Here is a 2,452-nt window from a genome sequence, read left to right on the forward strand (position 1 = left end):
ACAACAACCGGGGCATCGAAGACGAGCATGGCGCGACACCGGACGGACTTATCGACTATAGAGCCTTTCTTGAGGCCTACTACTCGAACAACTGGGGCTTTCCCCTCGTTATCGAAGTCAAGACCATGCTGGCGCTCTTACAGAGCCTGCAGCATCTATCATCACTGTGGCAACAGGTATCCCGGTCTTGCCGGCGGATAAGAAGCTGCACAGCAAAGTAGCCTCCGCCAATATGTTCTTTCACTCGTACACTTGTCCCGGTGCGCAGCTTCCGAGCCGTTAGCCAGAATAGCGAAGCTCTCAAGATGAGCGCGGCGTTTATACGGGAGATCAGGGAATCGAGAGGGGCAGTAGACGAGACCATCCTTACGACCCTGTCGGTTGCGGGATCCCCTCAACGCATCGCGGCTTACCATCAGGAATGCCGACAGCAGTGTCATCGATGAATCCGGCGCGACCCCTGGGGCTGCAATTGGGCCCCAATGGCCGCGGATTATGGTCGAATCTCAAGGAAAGGAGTGAAGATGATGTCGATCATCCCACAGCGGCCGGCGTTCGCTGGAGCCCGACGTCGTTCACTCGCTCTACTGGCGATCCTGGGTGTCTGTATCCTGGCCGCCCTGTCGGCTCAAAGCGGCCTCGGGCAATCAATTCCAGAACGAGCGATCTCCTGCGTGCATCTGACCTTGAGCGACGACCCGACCGTCGTCAACGTCACCTGGCGCTCGAATCAGGTCACGGAGGACGGCGTAGTCAAGGCCTGGCCGGCCCAACTCGGGGAGATGCCGGCCGACGAAGCACAGGTGGTCACCGCACAGGCGGTTCAGCACAGTTACAAATTCGCCCGTGAGACGGTGAACATCTACGACGCAACGCTCAAGGGACTGCGGCCGGACACGGTCTATAACTACATCGTGAACTGCGCGGGCGAGTCCAGTCCGGTGTACCAGCTGCAAACGGCGATCACCGACGTCGAGGCCGGGTATACCTTCGTGGTCATGGGCGACTGCCGGGGGAATTACGGCCTGTTCGGCAAGTTCATGCGCATGGCCCGCGAGGCTGGAGCCCGCTTCGTCCTCTTTACCGGGGACATGACAGACGGGGCCACCCAGGCCGAGTGGAACATGTGGTTCGAAGCGGCCGCCGACACCCTGCCGTACCTGCCGCTCATGCCGGTCTTCGGCAATCACGAGCGGGGTGCCCCCCGGACGTATTTCGAGCAGTTCGTCCTGCCGGGCACGGAGAAGTCCTACTCCTTCGATTACGGCATGGCTCATTTCGCCATTGTCTACGATGTGACCAACGCTGAACTCGAGGAAGAAGTGCCATGGCTCGCCAAGGACCTGGCGGGCAGCGACGCCGTTTGGAAGTTCCTGGCGTTGCACCGGCCGTTCTACGCTTCCTCGCCGGAATGGGATGAGTCCCAATCGCCCAAGGACATCCTGTTGCCGGTGGTGGAAAACAACGGGGTTTCCATGGTCTTCAGCGGCCACGTCCATCTCTACGAACGCTCCGTGCCCATGCTGGGCGGAAAACCCGCGAAGGGAGGGATTGTGTACCAAGTGACCGGTGGGGCTGGCGCGCCCTTGTACGCCTTGGGTACCTCAGAAACGACGGCGAAAACCATAAGGACGGAGCACATGATCATCTATAAGATCACGCCCCGGGTGTTGTCAGCGACCGTCGTTGACTCAAACGGCGGTATTCTTGACGAGTATACCGTGACGCCAAGAAAGTAGAAAAGAGAAAGGGGAGATTGCCGTGAAAACCGGTAAGAAGCTGGGATTGTTCGGGGGAGTGTTCCTGGTGGCGGTGATCCTGTCTGTCGCCCTGCCGGTCACCGCGGCTGACCCGGCCGTCACCGAGGGGCCGCCACTCACTTACGCCCGAACCAAGTGCGGGGTGACGGTGCTTGACGGCAAGATCTACGTCATTGGCGGAAAAGGGGACGACAACAATCCAACGCCGCCGATTGAGGTCTTTGATCCGGCCACCAACCAATGGCAGGTCCTCGGGCCCAAGTCCTGGCCGCAAAACTCCGGCTACAGCGGGCACCAATTCGCAGTCGGGGGCAAGCTCTACAGCTTCGGCGGCAAGAGCGTGGATGGCAAATCCCGAAACAAGAAGGGTTACGTCTTCGATCCCACCACCGAATCCTGGCAGGAGCTGCCGGGTGAGGCCAGCATGGGGCACTACGACGGCCAGGGCGCGGTCGTTGGTACGAAGATCTACCTTTTCGGCGGCGAGGACGATGCCTTGACCAACGAGGCCTTCGACTACGCCAAGGCGGTCGACATATACGACACCGCCACCGGCGAGTGGTCAGTCGGGGCGCCCCAGCCAAACCCGCGCCAGGATTCCTTCGCCGTGCCCTTCGGGAACAAGATCTACATCCTGGCTGGCCAGGGCGGGAACAAGGACGACGCCACCACGGACACCATGGAAGTCTACG

General features: G+C 60.4%; 2 protein-coding genes. Both read left to right on the top strand.

Annotated elements, in window-relative coordinates:
• Positions 1-524 precede the first annotated feature (524 nt).
• Positions 525-1,739, top strand: a complete 1,215-nt coding sequence (locus GX515_13460) for a metallophosphoesterase family protein (GenBank protein HHY34000.1) — start codon at positions 525-527, stop codon at positions 1,737-1,739.
• A gap of 22 nt (positions 1,740-1,761) precedes the next feature.
• The coding region (locus tag GX515_13465) for a hypothetical protein (protein HHY34001.1) at positions 1,762-2,452 on the top strand (691 nt) is incomplete at its 3' end.

This window comes from Bacillota bacterium, from assembly GCA_012842395.1.
Classification (GTDB): Bacteria; Bacillota; SHA-98; order UBA4971; family UBA4971; genus UBA6256.

Coding starts and splice junctions, on each gene's coding strand:
- GX515_13460 (HHY34000.1), top strand. CDS start 525: ATGATGTCGATCATCCCACAGCGGCCGGCGTTCGCTGGAGCCCGACGT.